This is a genomic window from Bilophila sp. T19-St14, assembly GCF_059728385.1.
In genome coordinates this window covers 586,180-611,564 of sequence record NZ_BAAGFT010000001.1, presented here as the reverse complement: position 1 = coordinate 611,564, position 25,385 = coordinate 586,180, and the positions used below count along the sequence as shown (strand labels likewise).

Here is a 25,385-nt window from a genome sequence, read left to right as displayed (position 1 = left end):
GAAAATCGTTTTTCCTCTTCTACACGGCAAGGGCGCTCACGGCAAGCCCTTCCCGCCCGTGGAGGACGCTTCAGCGCGGCTTCCTTTGGGCGGCGTCCGCCATCCTCTTTCCCGGAAGGCCCTTCCTGATCATCCCCTCCGCCAGTTTCAGTTGCGCTTCCCTTGTTTCGGCCTCCCCGTCCAATTTTGCGGCCAGAACCATACGCATAACGCTGCCGAACTGCGGCCCGGGCTTCAAACCGAGGCGGTGCAGATCGTCGCCGTTGATGTCCACTTTGATCTGCCGCCATTTATAGATGTATTGGGAAACGCTGCTGCTGATTTCCTCGTTGTCGGAGCGGGCCATCAGGTAAAGCGTGCTTTCGAGCGGCAGGGGGGCGAGGAGGGCGCATAAGCGGCTTATGGAGTGTCCCGCCTGCCCCTTTTTTTGCGTATCCCGGTGCCAGTTGAGGAGCTCCATCAGCGTCGTGCGCACGCTTTCCCGCAGGCTGAGGAGCTCCTCGCGCATTGTGGGCGTCAGCCCAAGGCGGTGCAGGATATCCGCCGTTTCGATGGCTGGGACGGCGCTGCACAGGGCCATGAGATACAGTGTGGAAAGGTCGGGCGTTTCCTTGAAATAGAGGAGGCGGTACCAGTCGATGACCTCACGCAGGGAGTCGAGGAGTTCGTCCCTGTCGGGGGTCAGGGTAAGGCTCGGATGGATCGCGGCCAGCACGCCGAGTCCGTTGAGGCGGCGCAGGCAGGTTTCCGGTTCGTCCTCGCGGAAGATGAGGTTCAGCTCGTGCAGGATGCGCGCGCCGGACAGTTTTTCCACGAGGTTCAGGGACAGGGCGTTCTTGATGAGCTTTTCGCCCTGCGTGCTGATGTGAAAACCGTACCGCTGTTCAAAGCGCACGGCCCGGATGATGCGGGTGGGATCTTCCACGAAGCTCAGGGCATGGATGATGCGGATTGTCTTGCGCTGGATGTCGCTCTGGCCGCCGAAGAAGTCGACGAGGCAGCCGAACTGCCCCTTGTTGAGGCGGAGGGCCATCGCATTGATGGTGAAGTCGCGGCGGAAGAGATCCATCTTGATGGAAGAGAGTTCCACAGTGGGCAGGGCGGCGGGGTATTTGTAGTATTCAAGGCGCGCCGTGGCTACGTCGAGGCGCTGTTCTTCGCCGTTTTCGTCATGATAGATGATGAGGGCGGTCATGAAAACCCTGTGCTCGCGGACGCGGCCTCCGAGTTCCTGCGCCAGCGCCTTGGCAAAGGCGATGCCGTCGCCTTCAACCACCAGATCAACGTCGTCGAACTCCACGGCGGGGCGGCTGAGCATGATGTCGCGGACGAAACCGCCGACGGCATAAACGCTGACCTGTAGGCGGTCTCCGAGTTCTCCGGCCCTGTGGAGCATACGCAGCATGGGCTGGGGGAGGCGGGTAGACAGCAGTTTCGCGAGATTGCGTTCACGTGCGCTGGTGTTGACGGGGATGGGCACGCCGGAAGGATCCTCGACGAACATATTGATGAGGTCGGTGCGGGTGACCACGCCGATGACCTCGTTTTTTTCGACGACGGGAACCAGCCGCTGGTGCGCCCCCACGATGATTTTCATGAGGCGTTGCAGGGGGGCGTCCGGCGGAACCGTCAGGATGGTGCGCTGCATGTATTCGGAAACCGGCATGTCGCCCAGTTCGTGGGCGATGGCCTTGGATGCCGTCTGGCATTCCATATAGCCGATGCAGTGGCGCGTCCCCGCCCGGAAGACGGGAGCGGCCTTGAGGCCGTAGCGGTTCATGATCTGTTCCGCTTCCCGGATGGTCTGCCTGTCCTCAATGCCGACGGCGGGCGAGGACATGAGATCCCGCGCCTGTTTGTTGGGGTTCACCTGCATATACAGTTGTTGGAAGATGGCATCCTTGAGTTCGGGGATGGGAATGCCCTTGACCGAAGCGGACGCCGCGAAACGGTGCCCACCGCCCCCAAGCGCTTTACATATCTGGCCGACATCCACGGCGTCCACGCGGCTGCGGGCCACGACCTGCACCTTTTCCTCCATGTTGGCAAGTGCGAACAGGACGTTGCAGGACTCCATCTCCATGAATTTCTGGGCGAGGTAGGCGAAATCGCCCATGAAGCTGTCCAGCGTCGCTTCGGCGAGGACTACGCTGTAAGGGCCGACCTCATGGACGGCAGCGGAGTCGAGCAGTTCATTGAGAACCTTGATATGGACGCTGGTCATGCCCGTCTGGACGAGATCCGCGATAAAGGGCAAATCCATGCCGTGCTGGCGCAGCCATGCCCCCGCAAGGAAGTCTTCCGGCTTGGTGGACGTGTAGGTGAACGCGCCCGTGTCGCCGTAGATGCCGAGCCCAAGAAAGGTGGCTTCCTGACAGGCTGGGGTGATGCCCCGTTCCTGTAGGGCCTGACAGATGAGCGTACAGGTGGAGCCTGTGGTTCCGATGTGCGTCACGTCGGCGTTGATGACCTTACTTTTTTCGCCGGAGCAAGGCTTGGGGGTGGGGTGGTGATCCCATACCTCCACCTCCACGCCGGGAAGATCGAGCAAATCATGCACCTGCGGCACGCGGGAACGGATCTGCGTGTCCACGATGACGACGCGCTTCACACTCGTGTGGTCGATTTCTTTTATATTCTTGAATGCGTACAGAAATACGGCGGTTTCATTGAAGAACTGGTTCAACGGCTTTTCCATGCTGCCCGGAAAGATCATGATGCTGTCGGGGTAGATCATGGACATGCCGATCATCGAAGACAAGGCATCCCAGTCGGCGTTGCTGTGGCAGGTGATGACGGTGGGGGCTGAGGCCAAAGAAGGTTTCATATGGTTTCCTTATGCAGCTTACGACAGTTCGCCTTCGGTGGGGGAGGCGTCATCCGGGCCGGGTTCTGTGTACTGGGAGCGGGGGTGGTATTTCCTGTGGATTTGGAGCAGGCGTTCGGACTGGACATGCGTGTAGAGCTCCGTCGCGCTCATATCCGCATGGCCAAGGAGGATCTGTACGGAACGGAGATCCGCTCCGCCTTCCAACAGATGGGTGGCGAAGGAGTGCCGGAACGTGTGCGGGGAAATGGGTTTTCGGATGCCCGCCTCCAGTGCGTAGCGTTTGACCAGCTTCCAGACTCCCTGCCGGGAGAGGCCGTTACCGGAACGGTTGAGGAACACGCGATCCTCAACGGGAGTGAAGAGAGGGCGCACGATTTTGAGGTATTCGGCCATGCGCATGACAGCCGCGTCATGCAGGGGGACAAGGCGTTCCTTGCTTCCTTTGCCGAAAATGCGCACGACGCCACGTTGGAGATCCAAATCGATGGGTTGTAGTCCGATGAGTTCGGAAACGCGCATACCCGCGGCGTACAGCAGTTCCAGCATGGCCCGATCCCGAAGCCCTAGTTTGCTGGTGGCGTCCGGGGCGTTGAGCAGGCGGATGATCTCATCTTGCGTCAGTACGTCGGGCAGGAGGGAAGGGAGTTTGGGCGTGTCGATGAGGGCCGCCGGGTTGGAGGCCAGCTCACCCCGTTCGACGCACCACGCAAGGAAACTGCGCAGGGACGAAATGCGCCGCGCGAGCGTGCGGGTCGCGTCGCCGCGTTTGCGCAGCCAAGCGATGAACAGCGTGATGTTTTCGTCGTCGAGGCCGCTGAGGGGCGTTTCCAGCTCGTCGAGGAAGTCCCGGAGCGCATCCAGATCTTGTTTGTAGGCGGCTACGGTGTTGCGCGAGAGCCCCCGTTCGGCTATGAGTCCATCAAGCCAGCGGGAAGCCAGTTTGGAGGGAAAAACTGCCGGGGTATCGGGGCGCCGCCCGCCCTTGCCGGAAACGGGAGATGTATGGATTCGCGAGGTCGTCTTCATGTTCGCAGAATACACCAGAGCATGGGGAATCGCAAACCGATCGCGGTTTTTGGGAGTGATATGATGAATGAGCGGCATGTGGCGTATGTGTGCATGGGATCCAACATGGGGGAACCGGAAATGAATCTGGCCCGGGCGCGGGAGGTTTTGGGTTCTCTGCCGGGCTGGAAAATCGAGGCGGCGTCGCCCGTCTATTTTACGGAGCCGCAGGAGATGCGCGATCAACCGTGGTTCGCCAATCAGGTTCTCAAGGTATCCTGCGCTTTAGACATGACAGCCCCCGAATTTTTGGATATGCTCCTTGATGTGGAAAAGAGGTTGGGCCGCGTCCGGGAGACGTCGGACCCGGCGATGCGGTTCGGCCCGCGCGTTATCGATCTGGATCTCTTATTGTTTGATCAGGATCGCTGGGATACGCCGCATCTGGCTCTGCCCCATCCTCGCATGTCGGAACGGGCTTTTGTGCTTGTCCCCCTGCGGGATATTGAACCGAATCTGCTCCTCTCCGACGGACGGACTCCCGGAGAGGCGTTGCGTTCCCTCGCTCATGCCGTGGAAGGGAACCGCATCCGCCAGTAACGGCAATGCTGGAGTTGAACCATGTGGAAATGGTTGATCCTCATCCTTGTGGGTTATGCCTTGTATCGTATGTTCATGAATGACCGCAAAAAGAGCAGTGAGGATACCAAGAAGGAAAAGGAACATCTCATCGCTACCGGGGAAATGGTCAAAGACCCGGTTTGCGGAGCTTATATTGATTCCGACAGCAACATCACCGTTCGGGACGGCAAGACGGTTCACCGTTTTTGCAGCTACGACTGCCGCGACGAGTTTTTGAAGCGTATCGGGAAGCTGCCCGAAAAGACCGGCGGTGATGGCGACGAATAATCTCCCTTGCGAAGGGTGGTTGCAGTCTTACATAAAGAGGAGGCGGATTGTCCGTCTTCTCTTTTTTGATCGTGGCGGCAAGGGCCAGCCGTCCGCACAGCCTCTCCGAATTGTGGGGAATTTTGGGTCTTTTTGCGTACTTTCGCATGGAGGAGTCTTTATAGCTGAATGATTCTAGTACCAACTAATAATTGAAGAAAAGGGTATTCCGTGGTGCATCATGGAAAGCCGCCTTTACCTGGAAAGGGGCGTAGAGGCGATATTTTCGGAGGTTAATCATGGATGCAAAAGCCGTTTTGACTTCGATGCTTGCTGAGGCGGATATCCGGGTGGGAGGAGACCGTCCTTGGGATATCCAGATTCATAATGAAGGCCTGTATAAACGGGTGTTCCGGGAGGGGACGCTCGGAGCGGGCGAGGCCTATCTTGAGGGCTGGTGGGATTGCGAGCAGTTGGATGTACTGTTTTGTAAGGCCCTCCATGCGCATTTGGAAAATAAGGTGCGGCATAACCTTCCCAATGCGCTGGTTGTGGCGAGCCAGCTCCTGTTCAATTTACAGAGCGTGGCCAGGGCCCCAATGGTCGCTGAGCAGCATTACAATATGGATAACGCCATGTTCGCGCGGATGCTCGGGCCTACGATGAATTACAGTTGCGGGTATTGGAAGAATGCCGGGACGCTGGACGAGGCGCAGCGTAACAAGATGGAGCTGATTTGCCGGAAACTGGAGCTTCAAGAAGGGATGTCCGTGCTCGACATCGGGTGCGGCTGGGGCGGCCTTTCCTTATATATGGCCAGAGAATACGGGGTGAAAGTCACTGGGGTCACGATTTCTACGGAACAGTTTGCCTATGCCCGGGAGCATGACGCCGGGCATCTCGTCAATTGGTTGCTGGAAGATTACCGATCCTTAAAAGGGCAGTTCGATCGTATTGTTTCCGTCGGTATGTTCGAGCATGTGGGACGGAAAAATTACGATATTTTCATGAAGACGACCAAACGGCTGCTGAAGCCTTCGGGATTGTTCCTGCTGCATACCATCGGCAACAGCAAAAAGAAGACGGGAACCGATCCGTGGATCAACAAATATATTTTCCCCAATGGGATGCTTCCCTCTCCGGTTTGCGTTGCAAAGGCCATTACCGGGCGCTACGTCATGGAAGACTGGCACAACTTCGGCGCCGATTACGACAAGACGCTCATGGCATGGCATCAGCGTTTTGAAGAAGGCTATGCGGAAGGCGCTTTTCAGTGCAGCGAGCGCGTACGCCGCATGTACCGGTACTATCTTTTAAGCTGTGCGGGCGCGTTCCGGGCGCGTGACATTCAGCTCTGGCAGATTGTGCTGAGTCCGGAAGGTGTGGAAGGCGGCTATTGCTGCCAGCGTTAAGCTGTGCGGAGGGGGCTCTGCCGCGCCATAAGCTGAAGCCTTAGGCACGCCTGTTGCCGTATTCGCTGAATTTTTTCTCGCTTACGCGGCGGTTGCGGCCTAGCGCGCAGAATACTTCATAAGAAATAGTTCCCCACCACTCGGCAAGTTCTTCGGGGCGGATGGTCAGCGGGCCCGATCCCCCCAGCAAATAAGCCGTATCACCGGGTTCAACGTCCGGGATATCTGTTACGTCGACGATGCACATCTGCATACATACCCGCCCAAGAATAGGGGCGCGCTGTCCCCGGATCAAAACAGATCCGCGCATGGACAGCGAGCGCGGGTAACCGTCGGCATAGCCAGCCCCGACGACGGCCGCCTTGATGTCTTTGGGGGCGGTGTACAGGCAGCCGTAGCTGACTGTGGCGCCTTTCATGACGGGGTGGACGGAAAGCACTGGAGCCGCCATCTCCATGACCGGAAGCAGGCCCATGCCCAGTTTGGCCCTGTCCGTACCGTGAAGCGGGTTCCCTCCATAGAGTGTGACGCCGGGCCTCGCCAGATCGCCGACATAGCTCGGCCAGCAGAGGAGGCCCGGAGAGTTTGTCAGGGATGTTTTGAGATCTGGGAAAACGGCCTTCATGTTTTCCGTCGCCTCATGGAAGCGGCGCGCCTGTTCGTGGGTGAAATCGTCAAGTGCCGGAGTATCCGAAGCGGCGAGGTGCGACATGACCAGTACGGGCCGCACTTCTTTGAGCGTACGCAGATAATCGGCCAGCTCCGCCGCCTCATCCACACGGAACCCCAACCGGGACATGCCGGTGTCGAATTTAATGGCGATCGTCAATGGTTCCGCACGTCCCATCAGATGGCTTTGCGCAAGGATTCGCTCAAGGCTTTCCCGGCTATGGATCAATGGGGTGATGTCATAGTTCGCGGCAAGAGCCGTATCTTCATCCCTTGCCAGCCCCATCAGCGCGAGCAGGAAAGCCGTATGCCCTTCCTGTCTGAGCAGTGCGCCTTCCCCCACAGAACCCACCGCCATATGCCGTATTCCCTCTTCCGCCAGCACACGCGCGACGGCGACGACGCCGTGCCCGTAGGCGTCGGCCTTGATGACGGGCATGAGGGAAGGATGGCGGGCCAGCAGTGTTTTCAGGTTATGACGAAGGTTTTCAAGGTGGACGGTGATGATGGCACTGCTCAAAAACATGGGACCTCCACGCTCAAGCGCTTTACTGGTGGGAAAACAGGGATAGGGGGTGCGGGACGGTAAAGGGGCGTGGAAACATCCCCCATTTCATATTTCAGGAAAAGTTATGGATGAATCGGAAAAAAGCTCTTTTTTATTGTGCCCGGCGGCGGGGAATAACCGAGGGTTTTTTTTGTTTGAAAAATGGGCTAGAGTACACCCCGCACGAACCAGAGCATGAAGCCGCATTGTTTTTCAAAAAGCGTCCCCGCGAGGGAGGCAGTTGTTGAGAGGCTTCGGGATAGCCCCGGCAATTGGTTCGAGTGATACAAAAGAGACGTTGCTGCGGAGTTATCCTTTAAAACACGCTCCTGTGCGGAGCATTTTTATAGTGCGTCCGAACGCTGGATGCAACAGGAAGTTTACCGTGCCCATGATTGTGCCCCTGCCTCGCGAAATGTTCCGGTTTGTAACAAAAACGATTTGCGCGCCCGTAGCTTTGCTGGCGCTTTTCCTTTGCTTGCCGGGTCATTCGTATGCCGCTACGGATGTGCTCACTATACCGATGGAAGACACGAAGGAGGCTTCGTGGAATCTTGAGGCGGACAAACTGGTCACTCTCAGCGATAATACCATTGTTGAGGCGCAGGGTGGGGTTGTCCTTCAACGGGGAAGCGACATTCTAAAAGCCGATTTTGCCCGGTACTACTCTGCGACGAACTGGGTTTATCTGAAAGGCAACGTGTTCGTCCGCATGGGCAGGGACGACATCCGTTCTGATGAGGCCGAGTTTGATCTGCACTCCAAAACCGGCTGGCTGACGAATGGACACGTTTTTATGGAAGGGCCCCACATTTATTTCAGCGGTTCGCGGATTATCAAGCACTGGGGGGATAGGTATACCTTCAACAAGGCGAAGGTGACGACCTGCGACGGGGCGGTTCCCGCGTGGTCGATGAATGCTGAACAGGCCGTCGTAGAGATTGACGGCTATGCCCAGCTTTTCCACTCGACTTTTGACGTAAAAAATACTGGGGTTTTTTACAGCCCCTTCATGGTATTGCCGGCAAAGACGACTCGCCAGTCCGGGTTGTTGCCGCCTGATTATGGCATCAGCGAAAAGCGCGGTTTTTATTATACTCAGCCGTATTTCTGGGCTATTGATGAGAGCCATGACATGACGTTTTACGGTGGCTGGATGACGAAGATCGGGCCGTCTTTCAGCGTTGAGTATCGGGCGAATGAATTTACGGATCAGAAGACATGGCTTGCCGCTACCGGGATCTACGATAAGGATACTGTGGCGATTCCGGGGACAAGCCGGGTAAGTGAAAATACGCAGACACTGCGTACCAATAACGATCGGTATTGGCTGCGTGGAATGGCCGACGGGTTCCTTGGGGCTTCCACGTGGCGTTACCGCTCCAATATCGATTATGTTTCGGATCAGGATTTCCTTCGTGAGTTCAACCAAGGGCCTATAGGCTTTGACAGAACCCGCGACAACCTGTTCAGGATGTTTGGGCGTGATTTGCAGGAAGACGATCAAAACCGCGTGAGCGCCGCTTTGGTAAGCAATGACTGGCAGCGCGTGGGTATTGTCGCCAGTGTGCGGTATGAGCAGGATCCTTCCCTCGGGCATGGGAATATGGCGCGAAGTCAGGATGAATTGGTGCAGCGCCTGCCGCAGCTCGACTTGTTCCTGTATAAGGGAAGGATTATTCCGCAGATTCCCTTGGAACTGGAAGCGCAGTTTCAGTCGGGGTATATGTACCGCGCTTCGGGAACAACGGGCGGGCGTACGGAAATCTATCCCAAGCTCTCCGTTCCTTTGGATTTGGGTTTTGGTTCCGTCATTGGTACGGTCGGGCTCCGTCAAACCTACTACAATACGGATCGCAAAGAGCACACTAGTCCATTGGCCATGTATATGGACAATTCCGCTTCTCCCCGTCAGACTGGCGAATCCCGTACCATGATCGACATGGATATCCAAGGATATACGGAAGCAAGCCGTATCTGGCAGATTGGAGACGAATCAAGCATTCCGCTCAAGCCTGAAAATGCCGGAAAGCAGATGTGGACAGCGGTTCGCCACGAAATCCAGCCGCGTATCCGGTATTCCCGCACGCCGCATGTCGATCAAGAAAAGAATCCTTTTTATTTGATGGAGGATAGAATCCTGCCCCGGGATGAGCTGACGTACTCCATTACCAATATTGTAACGCGAAAGGGTTCCATTGTTTCGGTAACTGGAGAGGGGGATAAACAGGAAGCACGGCGCAGTACTTTTTATCAGGATCTTTTGCGCTGGCGGATTGAGAGCGGTTACGATTTTGAAGAAGCTCGCCGGGATCGGTATCGGGATGAATATGGGCGCAGGCCATTCATGGATATTGTTTCGGATTTTGAAATCTATCCTTGGCCGTGGCTTGGGTATCACGATAAAACATATTTTTCAGCGTATGACGGAGAAGTTACACGTCATGATCATGATATCAACCTACGGTATAAAGATAAGATATCATGGTACACAGGTATGAGCTTCCGTGATAAGTATTATGACTATAGAAAAAAATTTCAGTATGAGAACTGGAACAATGTTCAACTTACTTCGGACTTACGGCTTATCCACAATGATTTGACGATCAATGTGACGCCTGAGTGGTCTATCCGGTTTGATGACTACCGCGATATGCGCCAAGGTGGAACATTTGGCAAAACCTACGATCAAAGTATTGATATTGCTTATACAGCGCAATGTTACCGTATTATAGGCCGATATAATTACGATGGCTATGACAAGAGTTACTCCATTATGGTAGAGCTCCCCGGAATTTTTGATTGATCACCGAGAATGATAAAATCGAAAAAACGGTTGACAGGCACGGGAAGAATCGCTAGAAGAATCCACGGAACGACGCATTGAACGTCATTTCTACGGAGAGGTGGCCGAGACGGCCGAAGGCGCTCGCCTGCTAAGCGGGTATACGGGTAACACTGTATCGAGGGTTCGAATCCCTCCCTCTCCGCCATTAGAATTTAACCCACTGGAAACAGTGGGTTTTTCTTTTTGGTGTGAGCTTTATTCCTGCGGATACATTTAAGGCTCATCTGAGGCTCATCATGCCATCAGCCAGAGTTTTTCCTCATCCTTAACAAAGCCCCGGACATTTGCCCGGGGCTTTGTTTCTATTTGGGGAAAGCATTTGTTTATTCATGTGTGGCAATGCGTGGGAAGACAATGCGATAGCCAGCCCATACGGCGCAGATACATATCACGGCATTGAGGAGAATATTCAGACCTGCAAGCATAATATCATCGGTATGGTAGAGGTTAAATGTATCAAGAGAGAAGGTGGAGAAGGTGGTGAAACCGCCGAGGAAACCGGTTCCAAGCAGGCTGTATCCCACCGTGAACGTCTTTTCGCTGCGTTTCATGGTGCCTTGCAGTAGGCCCATGAGAAAACCGCCGAGCACGTTTATGCAGAGGATGCCAAGAGGGAAGGCCATGGTCAGGCCGCTCATGATCGCGGTATTCAGCTTGAAGCGGCAGACCGCCCCCGCCGCACCGCCGCACAGGACGGCAATGGTGTTTTCGATATACGACATACCTTCCCCCTAGTGGAGCATCAGGAAAAAGCCGAAAGCGGTCCCACAAAGGCACAGGGCCATATTGATGACGACGTTGGTGACGGCCTTTCCGGGCTGTCCGTCACGGAAGGCGGCGAATGTATCCATAGAGAATGTGGAGAATGTGGTCAGCGCGCCGAGAAAGCCTTCGCCAATGAAGTCATGCCAAGGGATAAAGGGAACGACATCTATTTTGATTGCCCCTACAAGCAGTCCCATAGTAAAAGAGCCGAACACGTTTACGAATAGAGTCCCATAGGGGAAACCTTTGCCGAGCCATGCGGCGAACCACGCGGAGAGCTGGAAGCGGCAGTAAGCGCCGAGCGCGCCTCCGCCTGCGACCCAAAGCGTCCCTGTCAACTCAGTCATGTTGTTTCCTTTTAAAAAAGGCCGGGTAGCTGGCCCGACCTTTGAGGGTTACATCTTATAGGCGTCTTCGCCATGCAGGGACTCATCGAGTCCTGCCTCTTCCTCTTCCTTCGTAACCCGGATCGGCCCCCATGTGCTGATGACCTTGAAGATGATGATGGTCACAACGAAGGAGTAGACCGCCACGATGATCACGCCGAGGAGCTGCATGAGGAACTGATGGATGCTGGCACTCACCTTATCGATACTGCTGCTGGCGAGAATACCGAGGAGCAGGGCGCCGGTGACGCCGCCCATGCCGTGGGCACGCCACACTTCAAGCGCATCGTCGAATCCGAGGCGTTCTTGTACATGCTTGGCGTAGTAGCACACGGTAGAACCCACGGCTCCGATGACGATTGCAGCCCACGGTTCCACGTACCCGGCGCAGGGGGTAATGGTGGCGAGGCCGGCCACGGCGCCGACGAGCACGCCGGAGAAGGACGGTTTGCGGTCATAATGCCAGTCGTAAAGCATCCAGACGATCATGGCGATGGAACCGGCGATGGTCGTGTTGGTGAAGGCGTAGGCGGCCAAGCCGTCGGCGGCGTACGCGCCACCCGCGTTGAAACCGAACCAACCGAACCACAAGAGGCCGGCACCCACGGCGACCAGTGGCAGATTGTTGGGTACGGTCGGTTCACCGGGCTTTATGTCGTCACGCCGACCAAGGAAAATGACCGAGGCAAGCGCCGCAAAACCGGCGCTGACGTGGATCACGATACCGCCTGCAAAGTCCATCACGCCAATCTTGGCGAGGAAGCCGCCGCCCCAAATCCAGTGGCAGACGGGAATGTAGATGAAGATCATCCACAAGATGAGGAACTTCAGGTAGCCGCGGAAGTTCAGCCGTCCGGCGAACGCGCCGGTGATCAGCGCCGGGGCGATGACCGCGAACATAAGCTGGTAGGCGAAGAACAGGATGAAAGGCACAGTGCTCGCATAGATGGGGCTTGGGGCAATCCCCACTTTATCCAGCGCGAAGTGGTAGCTGATGTCACCAAACAGGCCGCCCACATCCGGCCCGAAAGCAAGGCTGAACCCTCCGAAAATCCAGATGACGGCCGTAACGCCCATAGAAATGAAGTTCTGCATCATAATGGTCAGCACGTTCTTTTTGCGGACCATGCCGCCGTAGAACAGCGCAAGGGCGGGGGTCATCATGCACACCAATGCGGTGCAGAGCATAACGAAGCCAGTATCGCCCGTGTTGAGAGAAAACATATGGCTACTCCTGATGGTTGAGGATGATCAGTTCTGATGGGTCTTGGGGAGCAGATCGATGTTCGGCAGCAGGAAAATCCATGCCGCAATCACAAAGGGGAAGGTCAGGGTCGGGATACCATAGACGCTCAGCAGTACATTGAGCGCGCCTTGGGCTACCACGGTAAACACGGTACCGAGGAAGGTGTAACAGATGACCCGCCAGTTGGGGTTGTAGAAGGTTGTACCAAGGCCGATGGCGGTCAGCACAGCACTGAACTGGAATAAGCCCGCAATGATGGCCGTGGAGCCGCCGCCAAGGATGACCGCCGTGCAGATGGCAATGATGGAGCCTAAGAAGGCGAACACAGCCGCCCAGATGGAGCTCACCGCAAGGCCGATGAGGAACAGAATACCCGTGATTACATTGTTGAGCAGGAACACCTGCGATACGCCCGCGAACGCTGCTCTCCAGAACTGTTCCATGTTTAAGGCGAACAGATCCGTCGCTGCAGGCTGTACGGAGACAGCGGGATGCGGAAGGCTGATAATCTGGATGTTGCCGAAGTTGTAGGCGGCAAGCATCAAGAACCATGTGGTGATGACGAAAGGGCCAGTCATGGCTGAAACCTTCCACGTCCGCAACATGCTGGAGACGGCCATCATGAGGACGGTGGAAAAGATCGAGCCTGCCACGATGTATCCCCACAGCAGGGGCGTAGGTGCAAAGAAGGTCGGCAGGGCGCAACCCACAAGGATACCGTTATAACCATGCAACCCGATGTTGATGTTTTCTTTGGGCGCTTTCAGAGCGTAAGCGGTAAGCGTACCTACAACCGTTCCGATCACAGCACCGATCCCTACGGAGATCATGTGCGCGGAGTAGGCGCCCCAAAAGATGCCGATGAAGAAGAACACCCCGGTCAGCGGGCTATTTTGAAACATGACCTGCCCCGCACCGCGCAGGCAGACGTCAATGAAGTGAATGACCGGGTTTTGGGATGCAAGGGCGTTCCACGGGTTAGGTGAGCCTTTGGCGACAACATTCATGTTTCCCTCCAGGTAATTGCCGGTTTGAAGGATGGCCTTACGGCAGAAAAGGGGGAACCTGCGTGAAGCGGGCGTCCGGACACAGGCGGCGGAAACTACCGCCAGTGTCTTTCTGAGCTTCCTGTTGGTTCGTATCATTGCCACAGGAAGGCTTGCGGCAGTTCATTCCCTGTGACGGCCTTGCGTGCGATTTGCCAAAATTCTCGGATTTTGCCCCGGACTGACTCCGATGTCATGCCGAGAACCTTAAAAATCAACCCGCATTCACCTGGAAGCAGGGACACTCCGTAGGCGAGGCCCGTCTCCTTATCTACGTCGGCCTCTACCTCCTCGCGTACCCGAATGGCCTTTTCCTTTGTCGTCATAAGGATGACGTTGCCGAATACCTCATAGCCGTTCATGATGCCGGTTCGGGACAGATCCGTTTCGCGTGGATTGATGATGAACTTCTCGACAAACAGCTTTTCGCCGTTCTCGCGGCGGGTGGCTTCAATGGTCGAAGAGTAGAGGTCGAATCCGAACAGTTCGTCTTCGTGGTGGTATTTCCGTCCCGGCAGTACGACTTCGGCATAGAGCAGGCTTCCGGTTTCCGAGACGGAAATCCGGGTCTTGCTGAGAAAGCGCGAAGTACGGTGCGGGATGAGCGGATCGGGCATGTATTCCAAATAACCGCCTTCCTCCACGACAATGTCCTGTAGCTGCGAGGCGTAATTGGCATTCATCATATGAACCTTGGTCGCAGACTGCGTGGTGACGTGGGCCTGCGCGTTCTTGCCGACCTCGATCTCCAACGCCATCCGATCACCCTGCAATACACAGCCTGTTGTCGTGATGATGAATATGCAGGGCATCCGCGGCATGGCCTCGTCCCAGTACAGCGCCCGCTGGACAAGGAACGGCACACGCCGATCCATGAACGCCATTACGCTGCGATCTCCCTGATCGGCGAACTCAAGCCGCAAATACCCGTCTTTGCCGACCGTGCCGCTGGGCATCTGCGCCGGTTCATCCTGATAGGGGCGCAGTTCCGGCGATTCGAGCCCGATCCGCGAAAGGGCCGCTCTTGCGAGCTCGACGCGGGCGCGGCTGCTGAGCTGACTCATGGGCAACCTCCTAGGCCGTCTTTTCGGCGGGCTTGAAATCAAACAGGGCGTCACGGATGATCATGTCCGTGAGCTCTTCGATGTTCTTGCCCGTCATGCAGTTGGTGAAGATGAAAGGCTTGCCGCCCCGCATCTTTCTGGAATCTCGATCCATGACCTCAAGGCTGGCCTTGACGTAAGGGGCGAGGTCTTCCTTGTTGATCACGAGGATGTCGGACTGGCATACGCCGGGGCCGCTCTTGCGCGGGATTTTGTCCCCAGCGGCCACATCGATGACATAGATGAAGAAGTCCGCCAGCGCCGGACTGAAGGTCAGGGTAAGGTTGTCGCCGCCGCTCTCGATGAAGATGAGATCACTGTCGGGGAACTTGCTTTCCAGCTCTTCCACGGCGGCGAGGTTCATGCTTGGATCCTCGCGGATGGCGGTGTGCGGGCATGCCCCGGTTTCCACACCCACGATCTTTTCGGCTTCGAGGATGCCATCCAGTTCACGCTGGACGTGCCTGGCGTCTTCGGTGGTGACCACGTCGTTGGTGATGATGAGCGGCTTGATGCCTCTGCGGATAAGAACGGGGGTGACGGCTTCGATGATGGCCGTCTTGCCGGATCCGACCGGGCCGCCCACGCCGATGCGAGTGATTTTTTTCATTGCGTATTCCTTTTCAAAAAAGAGGTGGAGGATCTTTCCGGAACGGATGGCCGGATCAGCCCATGAACAGCCGCACGTGCGCCTTGACGTGGTTGGCGGCGAGGATGTCGGTCATGGGAGCGTAATTGGACATCTGTTCCAGCGGCGTCCGCATGGCGGTCCGGCACATGGCGTCGAAATCCCGCGTCAGGCTGTAGAGCACGCGCTGCATATCAATATGGCTGATGCGCATGATACGCATGGATGCGTTCAGGATGGTCATGGCGACGCCGTACTGGTGGACGGTAAGGACTTCGTCGAGCGTTCCGGCGTCGAGCTTCTCCTGCGTGGAGAGGCCCATTGCCACGAACTGCACGGCGAGGGAGACCGGGTAGGTCCCTGGAGCCCTGCCGTCCTTGACGGTGTCCCGCCAGCCGATGACAAGGGGGTTCTCGGTGATGTCCGCTCCCATTTCCGCGAGCTTGCGCCCCATACGGGTAGCCATAAGTCTGTTTTCTTCATTGAGTTTGCGGCACAGTACCTCACGGTCAATACGGATCAGCTCTTCCAGATCCCCGGAGAGGGCCGCGCGCGTCGCCCAAACGACGGCCACGGCATCGCCTTTCGCCGCCTGTTCGAGAGCCGTATGCGTATATTGACGCAGGGTTTCGGTATCGTAGACCACGCCTTTCTGGACTGCCGACTCTAGGCCGTTTGAAAAGGCAAAGGCCCCCACTGGGAGCATGGAGTCGCCGAACTGCATCATTCTGGAGAGAGAAAGAATATTTTTCACGGTATGCTCCGGGGCCTTAGTTATGGCAGTGGCCGTCGTGGCAATGTCCTTCGTGTGCGTGCGTGTGGTGATGGCCATGGTGGTGCGCATGTCCGTCGGGAGACGCGTGGGTGTGGCCGCCGTCCATGGGGCGCTCCGTGCCGCCGAACAAACGGCGGGCCTGCGTGGGTTCGAGGAGCTCCACGATCTCGGAACCGGGCGCAAAGCGGAAGGTAATGTCTTTGAAATGATGGGTATTCATGACTGAATTCATGACGAGGCGGTTCACCGCCATGGGAACGTATACGAAGCCGTTCTGTACGATGGCGGGCCAGTGCTGGTTGCCGAGGGCATGCCCGAGCTGGACGCAGCGTTCGATGAGCTGCTCGGGGGGCAGCTTTTGGAGGCCGCTGAGATCGATGACAAGCACATCGCACAGATCGATTTTGCAGATAACGGCCTGTTTCATTTTTTCGTCCCAAAGGAGGACGTCGCCATCATGGAGGAAGGCGTTGCGATCGAGGGATACTGCAATGGCCTGGCCATTTCGGGTATCTTTGCGGAGCCTGTTTTTCTGCGCGTCCCATTGGCTGAGTTCAAGCGTATCAATGGCGGCATCGGCCAGCCGAGCTTTCCACACGGGATCGTTGCTGTTGCCGAGTACGTTTTCTACGAGTTGCATGGAGTTTCCTTTCTATGATGCTTTCGGCGGTAAGAGACACCGCCCTTAACCCACTGTGAAAGAGGTTCACCATTACAGCCTTGCAGCCGTATCCCGGTGAATTTAAAGGCGTCATGCGAATCTGGTCACTGAAACAAATTTTTTAAAATTGTTGCAGTTGGAGGGGTTGGGGAGGACGCTTTTTTTACAAAGCGTCCTCCCTAGCGATTCAACCGTTAACTGAAGAAATAAAGCTGGCCGAGGGCGACCTTTTCGGCCGGCTTAACGGTGGCATGCACACCGTTGACTTTGACCGCGAAGGTTTCGGGATCAACTTCGATTTTGGGCAGGTTGCCGTTGCGCACCATGTCGTGCTTGTTCAGACCGCGGATGTTGCACACAGGTTCGACGCAACTGCGCAGGCCGAGCTTTTCGCGGATGTTCCGCTCCATGGCGGCCTGTGAAACGAAGGTGATTCGTGTGCGGGGCTTGGCGAGACCCATGCCGCCGAACATCGGGCGGTAGTAGGTAGGCTGTGGCGTGGGCAGGGAAGCGTTGGGATCACCCATGTTAGCCCAGCTGATCATGCCGCCCTTGATCACCATTTTGGGCTTGGCGCCGAAGAACTGCGGTTCCCAGAGTACGAGGTCGGCATACTTGCCTACTTCCACGGAGCCGATGAGGTGGCTGACGCCCTGCGTGATAGCGGGGTTGATCGTCAGTTTTGCCACATAGCGCAGGACGCGGAAGTTGTCGTTGCCGGGCGCATCCTCAGGGAGTTTGCCGCGGGCGGCCTTCATTGCGTCAGCGGTCTGGATCACGCGGAGCCAGTTTTCACCTACGCGGCCCATAGCTTGCGAGTCGCTGGAGATCATGGAGATGACGCCCATATCATGCAGTACGTTTTCAGCGGCGACGGTTTCGGCGCGTACGCGGCTTTCGGCGAAGGAAACGTCGGAGGGCACGTTGGGGTTCAAGTTATGGCAAACCATGATCATGTCGAACAGTTCCGACTGAGTGTTGATGCCGAAAGGCAAGGTTGGGTTTGTGGAACTGGGCAGCACGTTGGGATGGCTCGCCACACGCAGGATGTCTGGAGCGTGTCCGCCGCCCGCACCTTCCGTATGGAAGGTATGGATGACGCGGCCCGCGATGGCGTCGATGGTGTCTTCCACATATCCGGATTCGTTCAAGGTGTCAGTGTGGATGGAAACCTGCACGTCCATATCGTCGGCGACGCTCAGCGCAGCGCGGATCATGGCGGGCATGGCCCCCCAGTCTTCATGTACCTTGAAGCCGCACGCGCCGGCCTCAATCTGCTCGACCAACGGGACACTGTTGTAGGCGTGCCCCTTACCGAGGATGCCCATGTTCACAGGCATGGCGTCGATGGCTTCCAGCATTTTGCTGATGTTCCACGGACCGGGGGTGATGGTCGTACCGTTGGTGCCGTCGGTGGGGCCGACTCCGCCGCCGAAGAAGGTGGTTACGCCATTGGAGAGAGCGGCATACCCCTGTTGTGGAGAGATATAGTGGACGTGGGAGTCGATGCCGCCGGCGGTGAGGATAAGATGTTCACCGGTGATGGCGTCAGTGGAATTGCCTACGATGAGATCGGGATCGACGCCATTCATCATGGACGGGTTGCCGCTCTTGCCGATACCCACGATCTTACCGTCCCTGATTCCCACGTCGGCTTTAATGACACCCTGCACGGCATCAATGACGGTGACGTTGGTAATGACGAGATCAAGCACGCCAGCATCGCGGTTCAAGCGGGCATCACCGCCCATGCCGCCGCGCAGGGTTTTGCCGCCGCCGTACATGGACTCGTCACCGTAGTGGCGCAAGTCCTTTTCGATTTCAACATAGAGATCCGTATCCCCAAGCCGGATTTTGTCCCCAACGGTCGGGCCGAAGAGGGCAGCGTGTTCCTGACGAGAAATTGTTGGCATATGAAACTCCTTTCCGTCGCGCCGATGGCGCGGGAACTACTTTTTGGCGTTCTTGAAACCGAGCTTGTCGGCACGTTCCTCGTTGATGACCCGTTCGTGTTCGTCCCCGGTCCAGCCGTCCACAAGATTGTTGAATCCATAGGTGCCGGAAGTCCCGCCAATGGTGACGAGGGATACGGTTTTCTCATCGCCCGGCTCGAAACGGATGGCGGTCGTGGAGGAGATGTTCAAACGCATGCCGTAAGCGGCGTGGCGATCAAATTCGAGGGCGCGGTTCACTTCGAAAAAGTGAAAGTGTGAGCCGACCTGAATGGGGCGGTCGCCGGTGTTGCGGACTTTGAGGGTAACTGTCTTGCGCCCCGCGTTGAATTCAATGGGAGCGGAACCAAGGATCAGGCCGCCGACCGGCGCTGTGGTTTTGTTCGGAGTCTTGTTGGTCATGGAAAAATCCCCCTTTAGTTGATGGGGTTGTGAATGGTGATGAGGCGGCTCCCATCGGTGAAGACGGCTTCCACCTGCACGGAAGGGATCATTTCGACCACACCTTCCATGACGTCGTTGCGGGTGAGGACTTTGCGGGTTTCGGCCATAACTTCTTCGACGGTCTTCCCGGCGCGGGCTTCTTCAAGTGCGGCGGCGGAAAGCACAGCCACTGTTTCGGGATGGTTGAGCTTCAAGCCTTTGGCTTTCCGCTTGAGCGCGACATTGGCCAAGGTATGAATCATGAGCTTGTCGAGCTCGCGAGGAGTAAGGTGCATATGAGCCTCCTTTGCAGTATCTGTAGTACATATGATATAAATGTAATATACATGTTTCATGATGAGTACGTCACGTCATGAAACAACAAAAGGCTAACAATGCATGTGAAATATGAACAATTATAAAGAGTGTTATACTGTTTTATTTTTTAAGAAAATAAAATATGGAATTATAATAATATTTATATATTTGGATTGTATATTATTCATGTTATTATAATTTAATAGAATATGAACTAAATATTAAATTAATATATAAGATACGAATTGTATATTGTTCACCAATCTAAAAGAATAAAAATAATATGGTATATAGTGAGACAGCATTCAATAATGCTATACGGTATGCCACGTGCCGATAAAAATACAGGGAGAGGCCATGCCGGGAAAAAGTGACTTGACGTTGTTGTTCGGAGTCCGCTTGCTAAGCGCTATGGGAGTCACGTTGATTCTTCCGGTCATGCCGGCAATGGCGCGGACATTCGGCCTGAGTATTGCGGAGGCAGGGATGGTGGTTGTCTGCTTTACATTAGCGGAAGCCGCAATGACGCTTGTTGCAGGAGTGCTGTCCGATCGGTTCGGGAGAATGGCGGTTTTACTTCCAGCTTTGTTGGTATTTGCCGGAGGGGGGATTTTGTGTCTTTTTGCGGAGAGTTGGCGAGATGTGTTGATCTGCCGTGTTATTCAAGGGATTGGTGCCGGGCCGCTTGGTGTGCTCTATACCATCCTTGCGGCGGATATGGTGGATGAAAAGCATCTGCCGCGTATCATGGGGCGGCTTACAGCTGTTTCGAGCCTTGGAACCATCATTTATCCCATTATTGGCGGCCTCATCGGGGAATGGTCATGGCGGGCGCCGTTTTTCGTCTTCACGTTGGCCCTGCCGATAGCGGTTTTGTCTCTTATGGTGACGCTGAAAAAGCCGCAGGGGGTAATGGACTGGCGGCGTTACTGGAAACAAACGGGGAATATTCTATGCGAGAGGAGGGCCATTGGCTTCTTCCTGCTAGTATTTTTGTGCTACTGTGTCATCTATGGGCCCATTAACACCTGTTTCCCGATGATGGCTGAAGCAAAATACCACGCAACTCCGTCCCGCATCGGTCTCGTTTTTTCGTTTGTGGCCATCGGCTCCTACCTAGCGGCTACAGGGCTTCCCCGCCTCCATACAAAATGGGCTTTCCGTACACTCATTTTGGCGGCAGGGGTTTGTTATACTCTGCCGCTGGCTTTCTTATCCTTTATTCCTGAGTTATGGCTTTGTGCGGTTCCCTTATTCGTGTCCGGTGCGGCGCAGGGGCTTTCCTTACCCATCATCAATGATAAGGTAGCACTGCTCGGTACGCCCAGTGATCGTGCAGCCATCCTTGCGGTGAGCGAGACGTCCGTTCGTGTAAGCCAGAGTGTATCGCCGCTCCTGTTCAGCATCATTTCCATGAAATGGCTTTGGAATGGTGCGTATTTCTTTGGTTTTACCGTAAGTATTTTGATTGTGCTGGTGGCATCTTTTTTGTTTCAACCACGTATTACTTCCACTCAGAAATAAAAAATATTCATTCTTATCAGCATATAGTAGACAGGAGAATATCCATATTTTCATATCATAAGAGCGTACCTAGTCGAACAGATTGTATTTTATTATACTGCAAGAAAAGAGCATGGTATCATGGTGTATTCTTTTTATTCTAGTATGCAATTGTATAAAACACAGTGTCTCACAGGGACGGTATGTTCCTTGATGTGATGCAGATTTTGACTTTTGTGATTCTGAACTACTTTTTTTCTATGGTTGATATCTTATATAGCTAACTATTTTAAATTATGTATTTTTTATGGATGAACTTGCGCTCATGTAGGGGGGCGTAATCTCTTTAAGCAACAGTCCATTAGCGGCTTTGCTATAATTGTTTCTTCTCGTTTTTATAGGAGAATTTCTAGAAGAAAGGAGTGCCCATGTTTGAGTCTGCGGCATTAGGCCGGAGTTACCCGGCAAAAGAATATGCAGCTATTGAAAGTGAGCTGCGCATGAATCTATTCAAGGCACAGGGGTTCTGCATTGAACACAAGCTCCCTGTCTTAATCACCATAACTGGCGTGGATGGTTCCGGGCGTGGGGCGGTTGCTAATATGCTTTCCGAGTGGATGGACGCCAAAACGATCCGAAACCATGTCTTTTGGATGCAGACGGATGAGGAGCGGACGCGCCCTGATGCATGGCAGTTCTGGAACAAGCTGCCCGCTAGGGGCGAAATTGGGGTTTTCTTGGGAGGCTGGTATGATGGAACCCTCAGGCGTTTTGGCTGCGGAGAGATCAGCGAGGGTGAGTTTAATGCGTCGATGGACCGCTGGAGGAGGCTTGAACATACCTTAGTGTCATCCGGGACGGTCATCATCAAGCTCTGGCTTCACCTCAGCAAGAAAGTACAGAAAGCCCGTTTCAAAGAGCGCCTGAAACACCAAGAGATCCACCACTTCACTCCTTATGATAAAAAGGGTGCCGAGAACTATGACGGTCTTGTAAGTGCGGCAGCCAAGGCCATTACTCTGACGGATAGGGTGGATGCACCTTGGACTATCATTGATGCGTATGATGCCAATTTTCGTAATGCATCGGTGGCACGGGCCATTATTGGGGCAGTTGAAGCGGCAGTTACCATAAAGCCGCGGAGTGCTGCCTCGGCGCTTCCTGCGAAAGCGGGCAAAGAGGTGATAGGGCAGATTTCCGCTTTGGATGCCATCGATCTTTCCAAGACCTGTGAACGCGGGGCATATAAGAAGGAATTGGCTGAGCTACAGTCGGAAGTATATGATTTGACGTATAAAGCCTATAAAAAGGGGATCTCCAGCACGATTCTCTTTGAAGGCTGGGATGCGGCGGGCAAGGGTGGCGCTATCCGAAGGCTGACGGCGGGGATAGATGCCCGGATTACCCGTGTCATCCCCATCAGTGCTCCTACTGATGAAGAACTCGCCCATAACTATCTATGGCGGTTTTGGCGCCATATTCCACGGGCGGGATTTGTCACGATTTATGATCGCTCATGGTATGGCAGGGTATTGGTGGAGCGGGTGGAAAAGCTGACGCCGCCGGAGGACTGGAAACGGGCCTATGCGGAGTTGAACGGTTTTGAGGACAACTGCAGGAGCATAACAATATTCTGCTCAAGTTCTGGCTGCATATTTCCCCGGAGGAGCAATTGAGGCGGTTCAAGGAGCGGGAAGAGATTCCGTGGAAAAACTACAAGATTACCCCGGATGACTGGCGCAATAGAGAAAAATGGCCCGCCTATGTGGAAGCCGCCGATGAGATGTTCCTCCGGACAAGTACAGAGTATGCGCCGTGGCATATCATTCCAGCCGAAGATAAAAAATATGCACGGCTGGAGGTAATACGGATATACCGGGACGCCCTCAAGAAGGCCTTGGAACAGAAAAAGAAGAAATGAACTCCACAGGCGGATAACCCTCTGTCGGAGGAGTGAATAAATCCTGAAACCCTTCAGGCGAACAGAAAATGCGCTCTCCATTCCATTGGGAACGGAGGGCGCGTTTTCTAAGGTAAAGAATGAAATTTTGCTGCCTTGGTGAGCTTACCTCAATATAAGGAAAGATATTGCTATGCGGAGTGGTGTTTGATTTTTTTCTGAACAAGAAGGTTGACGCCAATGGTTGTCAGGACGGAAAATGTCATCCAAAGCACTCTTCCAAGGGGAGACCATTCACTGAGCGGCGTATATTTCCAGAACAGGAACACATCAAACATGAACCAAAACACCGCAGCAAGGGCAAAGACAATTAAAAGAAGAAAAAAGTAAAAGATACGTTTGATGATAAATTCAAATTGGGGGAATTCCATAGCGTTTTCTCTGAATACGTTTATGAGTGTCTAAACAAATACAATTTCCAGCCAGAAGCACTTTTCGAGAGGCTGGAATGAAAAGAGGCTCAACACCTGTAAAACGTTCCTATTGCGCAATGCAGCTTGCCCTACAGACCGTACGCATGGCTATATTTGCTCATGGACTTTGCTCTGTCATATACAGAATAACATGAACTGTCTAGAAGGAACCACCATTTTTTAGGAAGGAACGGGAGCCCTGATGGGAGGAGGGGCAACCCCCTTTTTAGGTTAGCGGTTGCGTCCCTTGCTGCATCGCGCTATCACCGTCCGGGTATAAGCCCGAGGAAAGGAGATGAGCATGGACTTCATAAAGGTATACGAGCGGATCAGAGAGGGCGGCATGGAGGCGGAATGGGGAACCCTGAATAATGGCTTGCCGCAGATCAGTGTGCGGGTTTTGGGGATTACCTTTTTCGTTGTGCCGGATCACTTTCCCGGGTACGCGAAAGCGGAGAGCGACTTCATTTGCCTCAGGACGTTCATGCCTATGGAAACGGTCAATCTGTGCCACAAAGCGTTTCTTGATGCCGCCTTTAATAAAATTGCCAGCAACATTCGGATGGTAAAAATATACAGTGTGGAGAATGATGGTATTCTCTATGCCTTTTTCGAGATACAGACGCTGAGTACACCTGAAGATTTCGTTCAGAGGTTATCCTCATATGCAAAAGAGTGTGTGCGTGCCATCAGGGATGTGGCGGCATTCGTCAACAGCCACCCTTCACTTGCGGAGGGCTAAGAAGAGTTATCGGTGACACACAAAAAGCCCTATCCGGGAAGGCGGATAGGGCTTTTTTCAAGGCTGAGACAGCCCGTTATTCTTCAAAGGTTCCTTTCTTGCACAGCCGACCTTCCCGCATCATGCACTCGCCGCGTGCGATAACCGTATGCAGGGCCAGATCGGGCGTGAGCAACAGAACGTCTGCATCGGCCCCAACCGCAATGTGCCCTTTCCGGGAGAGGGAAAAAGCCTGGGCCACGTTGCGGGTAACCGGGCAAAGCGCTTCGGAGAGCGGCATACCTTCTTTTACGCAGTCAACGAACTCCGTATGGAGGCTGCCGAGGTCAGAGGCCACAAGTCCGCTGACACTGCCGTCGTCTCCATAACGTGCCGCGCTGCCGTTGCCGTCCGAACTCATCAGGATACGCTCCTTGGCAACTCCCTGACGCACGGCAGCGGCAATGGCTTCTGACGGTTTCAGGGTGTCCGGGCCCAAGGTTTTGGCATTCAGGCCGGAAGAAATGTCCATGAATCCGCCTTTGGTGACCAACTTGATCGCTTCGGAAAAGGTGAAGGGGTTTCGGTTGATGTGTGTAGCGATCAAGTGACGCCCTAGGTGCGGCGCACGTTCCAATGCGGAGAACACACAGGAAAGCCCTTCCGCCGCCGCACCGATATGCATGATCAGCATACCGATGAATCCGCGGAGCATTCCGCCTACGCGGGCTTCCGTGGCAACGGCAAGCAGGGTTTCGACGGAAACGGGAGCGACCCGATGATCCGCAATGGCAATCTTGCCGCCGCGAACCTTTTCAATGAAGGCAATATCCGAACGGATTGAGCCGGTCAGCGTCGGAGAAGGTACAGGATACCCTCCTGACATAATAAAAGTGCTGACGCCTTCTTCTTCAAGAGCGTTCGCTTTGGCGAGCACTGCATCGACATGCCGGGTTACTCCATCAGTGCCGAGAAGCCCACCAACGGTCGTCACACCCGAACGGATGAGCTTTGAAAGGGGAAGAGGAGGAACTTGCGAAGAGAATCCTGCCTCACCGCCTCCTCCTGTAATGTGGACATGCGCGTCAATGAATCCGGGAACGGCAAAAAGCCCTTTACCATCCATCTGTTGCACGGGATCAAGCCATTCTGGGATGGAAATATTCTGTGCAATGGCGGCAATGCGATCGTTGATGATCAGGATATCGCTGGTTCCAAGGGGATCGGGAGAAAAAACGGAGGCATTACGTATAAGAATAGTGGCCATGATGTTTTCCTTTGGAAGG

At 54.8% G+C, this 25,385-nt stretch carries 22 protein-coding genes, 1 tRNA gene and 1 pseudogene; 8 read left to right on the top strand and 16 right to left on the bottom strand.

Translation table 11 applies throughout. The features are described from left to right. Window positions 1-70: 70 nt before the first annotated feature. Window positions 71-2,827 (bottom strand): CBS domain-containing protein, encoded by a 2,757-nt coding sequence (locus tag AC6I1V_RS02785; protein ID WP_486853559.1) that lies wholly within the window; start codon window positions 2,825-2,827, stop codon window positions 71-73. 18 nt (window positions 2,828-2,845) lie between these two features. Continuing rightward, window positions 2,846-3,856 carry a site-specific tyrosine recombinase XerD gene (gene xerD, locus AC6I1V_RS02780; protein ID WP_486853558.1) on the bottom strand — a complete coding sequence of 337 codons (1,011 nt, stop codon included), beginning with the start codon at window positions 3,854-3,856 and terminating at the stop codon, window positions 2,846-2,848. Window positions 3,857-3,877: 21 nt separating this feature from the next. On the opposite strand from xerD, the gene folK reads away from it, so the two are divergent. From folK to cfa, 3 genes are all read left to right on the top strand, one after another. Continuing rightward, window positions 3,878-4,435: a 2-amino-4-hydroxy-6-hydroxymethyldihydropteridine diphosphokinase gene (gene folK / locus AC6I1V_RS02775; RefSeq protein WP_308771549.1), complete on the top strand. Its 558-nt coding sequence runs from the start codon at window positions 3,878-3,880 to the stop codon at window positions 4,433-4,435. Between the two features lie 21 nt (window positions 4,436-4,456). Beyond that, window positions 4,457-4,744, top strand: coding sequence for a transcriptional regulator (locus AC6I1V_RS02770; protein WP_302551676.1), 288 nt, complete (start codon window positions 4,457-4,459; stop codon window positions 4,742-4,744). A gap of 278 nt (window positions 4,745-5,022) precedes the next feature. After that, on the top strand, window positions 5,023-6,135 hold the full coding sequence (gene cfa, locus AC6I1V_RS02765; protein WP_486853557.1) for a cyclopropane fatty acyl phospholipid synthase: 1,113 nt from the start codon (window positions 5,023-5,025) through the stop codon (window positions 6,133-6,135). Between the two features lie 40 nt (window positions 6,136-6,175). Here the strand turns inward: cfa and alr are convergent, their stop codons facing one another. Further along, the gene (gene alr, locus AC6I1V_RS02760) at window positions 6,176-7,330 is read right to left on the bottom strand and encodes an alanine racemase (protein WP_486853556.1); all 1,155 of its coding nucleotides are present in this window, start codon (window positions 7,328-7,330) and stop codon (window positions 6,176-6,178) included. A gap of 412 nt (window positions 7,331-7,742) precedes the next feature. Between alr and AC6I1V_RS02755 the strand changes: the two genes are divergently transcribed. Continuing rightward, on the top strand, window positions 7,743-10,157 hold the full coding sequence (locus AC6I1V_RS02755; protein WP_486853566.1) for an LPS-assembly protein LptD: 2,415 nt from the start codon (window positions 7,743-7,745) through the stop codon (window positions 10,155-10,157). A gap of 94 nt (window positions 10,158-10,251) precedes the next feature. After that, a tRNA-Ser gene (locus AC6I1V_RS02750) sits at window positions 10,252-10,344 on the top strand. Window positions 10,345-10,522: 178 nt separating this feature from the next. Here AC6I1V_RS02750 and crcB (AC6I1V_RS02745) read toward each other — a convergent pair. From crcB (AC6I1V_RS02745) to AC6I1V_RS02695, 11 genes are all read right to left on the bottom strand, one after another. Continuing rightward, on the bottom strand, window positions 10,523-10,921 hold the full coding sequence (gene crcB / locus AC6I1V_RS02745) for a fluoride efflux transporter CrcB (RefSeq protein WP_302551679.1): 399 nt from the start codon (window positions 10,919-10,921) through the stop codon (window positions 10,523-10,525). Between the two features lie 9 nt (window positions 10,922-10,930). Beyond that, on the bottom strand, window positions 10,931-11,311 hold the full coding sequence (gene crcB, locus AC6I1V_RS02740) for a fluoride efflux transporter CrcB (protein WP_486853555.1): 381 nt from the start codon (window positions 11,309-11,311) through the stop codon (window positions 10,931-10,933). Window positions 11,312-11,359: 48 nt separating this feature from the next. Then, window positions 11,360-12,574 carry an ammonium transporter gene (locus AC6I1V_RS02735; protein ID WP_486853554.1) on the bottom strand — a complete coding sequence of 405 codons (1,215 nt, stop codon included), beginning with the start codon at window positions 12,572-12,574 and terminating at the stop codon, window positions 11,360-11,362. A 27-nt stretch (window positions 12,575-12,601) separates the two neighbouring features. Next, window positions 12,602-13,603 carry an urea transporter gene (gene yut / locus AC6I1V_RS02730; RefSeq protein WP_486853553.1) on the bottom strand — a complete coding sequence of 334 codons (1,002 nt, stop codon included), beginning with the start codon at window positions 13,601-13,603 and terminating at the stop codon, window positions 12,602-12,604. A 134-nt stretch (window positions 13,604-13,737) separates the two neighbouring features. After that, on the bottom strand, window positions 13,738-14,706 hold the full coding sequence (locus AC6I1V_RS02725) for an urease accessory protein UreD (protein ID WP_486853552.1): 969 nt from the start codon (window positions 14,704-14,706) through the stop codon (window positions 13,738-13,740). Between the two features lie 10 nt (window positions 14,707-14,716). Beyond that, window positions 14,717-15,355, bottom strand: a complete 639-nt coding sequence (gene ureG / locus AC6I1V_RS02720) for an urease accessory protein UreG (RefSeq protein WP_308772145.1) — start codon at window positions 15,353-15,355, stop codon at window positions 14,717-14,719. Window positions 15,356-15,410: 55 nt separating this feature from the next. Continuing rightward, window positions 15,411-16,127, bottom strand: a complete 717-nt coding sequence (locus tag AC6I1V_RS02715) for an urease accessory protein UreF (protein WP_497736829.1) — start codon at window positions 16,125-16,127, stop codon at window positions 15,411-15,413. 16 nt (window positions 16,128-16,143) lie between these two features. Beyond that, window positions 16,144-16,788, bottom strand: coding sequence for an urease accessory protein UreE (locus tag AC6I1V_RS02710; protein ID WP_486853550.1), 645 nt, complete (start codon window positions 16,786-16,788; stop codon window positions 16,144-16,146). A 215-nt stretch (window positions 16,789-17,003) separates the two neighbouring features. Then, a complete protein-coding gene (locus AC6I1V_RS02705) occupies window positions 17,004-18,722 on the bottom strand; it encodes an urease subunit alpha (protein WP_302551687.1) in 1,719 nt (572 codons plus the stop codon). 36 nt (window positions 18,723-18,758) lie between these two features. Then, window positions 18,759-19,163 (bottom strand): urease subunit beta, encoded by a 405-nt coding sequence (gene ureB, locus AC6I1V_RS02700; protein ID WP_302551688.1) that lies wholly within the window; start codon window positions 19,161-19,163, stop codon window positions 18,759-18,761. Window positions 19,164-19,177: 14 nt separating this feature from the next. Next, complete coding sequence (locus AC6I1V_RS02695; RefSeq protein ID WP_302551689.1) at window positions 19,178-19,480, bottom strand: urease subunit gamma; 303 nt, start codon at window positions 19,478-19,480, stop codon at window positions 19,178-19,180. Window positions 19,481-19,859: 379 nt separating this feature from the next. Between AC6I1V_RS02695 and AC6I1V_RS02690 the strand changes: the two genes are divergently transcribed. Continuing rightward, window positions 19,860-21,026, top strand: a complete 1,167-nt coding sequence (locus tag AC6I1V_RS02690) for an MFS transporter (protein WP_486853549.1) — start codon at window positions 19,860-19,862, stop codon at window positions 21,024-21,026. Between the two features lie 407 nt (window positions 21,027-21,433). After that, a pseudogene (gene pap, locus AC6I1V_RS02685) lies at window positions 21,434-22,926 on the top strand (polyphosphate:AMP phosphotransferase). 170 nt (window positions 22,927-23,096) lie between these two features. Here the strand turns inward: pap and AC6I1V_RS02680 are convergent. Continuing rightward, window positions 23,097-23,336, bottom strand: a complete 240-nt coding sequence (locus tag AC6I1V_RS02680) for a hypothetical protein (RefSeq protein ID WP_302551692.1) — start codon at window positions 23,334-23,336, stop codon at window positions 23,097-23,099. Window positions 23,337-23,679: 343 nt separating this feature from the next. On the opposite strand from AC6I1V_RS02680, the gene AC6I1V_RS02675 reads away from it, so the two are divergent. Continuing rightward, complete coding sequence (locus tag AC6I1V_RS02675) at window positions 23,680-24,120, top strand: acetyl xylan esterase (protein WP_486853548.1); 441 nt, start codon at window positions 23,680-23,682, stop codon at window positions 24,118-24,120. A gap of 76 nt (window positions 24,121-24,196) precedes the next feature. On the opposite strand, the gene iadA is transcribed toward AC6I1V_RS02675, so the two are convergent. Then, on the bottom strand, window positions 24,197-25,366 hold the full coding sequence (gene iadA, locus AC6I1V_RS02670) for a beta-aspartyl-peptidase (protein WP_486853547.1): 1,170 nt from the start codon (window positions 25,364-25,366) through the stop codon (window positions 24,197-24,199). Window positions 25,367-25,385: the final 19 nt, after the last annotated feature.